At 63.4% G+C, this 863-nt stretch carries 1 pseudogene; it reads left to right on the top strand.

Annotation, left to right across the window (positions count from 1 at the left end):
• Window positions 1-171: 171 nt before the first annotated feature.
• Window positions 172-863: pseudogene (locus E5W70_RS32535) on the top strand (hypothetical protein); the annotation flags it as partial.

Here is an 863-nt window from a genome sequence, read left to right as displayed (position 1 = left end):
GATCTGACCCCTCAGCAGAGGAAGGCCATGACGTTTGCAGCGCTGCTGAACTGGGTTGAGGGACTCGCGACGCGGCATCCGCTGCTCGTGGTCGTCGAGGACGCACAATGGCTCGACCCGACGACGCTGGAACTGGTCGATCGGATCAACGATCGGATCGCCCAATTGCCAGTGCTGCTGCTCGTCACTTTCCGGCCGGAGTTCAAGCCGGCCTGGAGCGGCGCACACGTTGACTGGATCGTGCTCGAACGGCTCGATCCGATTGAGGCGGCCGCAGTGGCCGAGGCCGTTGCGGGCAAGCGTCTTCCGCAGGAAGTCTTGAACGAGATCGTCGCGCACACCGACGGCATTCCGCTGTTCATCGAGGAATTGACCAAGGCGATGCGCGATCTCAACGTTCTTGTCGACGCAGGAGATCACTTCGACCTTTTGGGATCTCTGCCTGCAGTCACGGTTCCCGTGACACTTCAGGACACGCTGATGGCTCGGCTCGACCGCCTGCCGCCCTCCGCAAGGCATGCCGCGCAAGTCGGTGCCGTGATTGGGCGGGAGTTCGATCGTGCGCTGCTGGCGAGCGTGAGCGACATGCCTGCCGGTGAACTGGAGACGGCGCTCTCGGAACTGATCGGAGCCGAGCTAATCTTGAGCGGCTGCACCGCGGCCAGCCCGGCACACATCTTCAAGCACGCTCTCATTCAGGACGCCGCCTACGAATCGCTGCTCAAAAGGCGCCGCCGGGAACTGCACGGCGCGATTGCCGACGCGCTGGTCAACAGATTCAAGGACACGGCCACAGCTCATCCCGAACTCGTCGCCGGCCACTACGGCAGGGCCGGGCTCGTCGAGCAGGCAGTGCCATATTA

Origin of the sequence: Mesorhizobium sp. (genome assembly GCF_005063415.1) — a bacterium.
In the GTDB taxonomy this organism is placed as follows: domain Bacteria; phylum Pseudomonadota; class Alphaproteobacteria; order Rhizobiales; family Rhizobiaceae; genus Mesorhizobium.
This window is presented reverse-complemented; position numbering and strand designations above follow the sequence as displayed.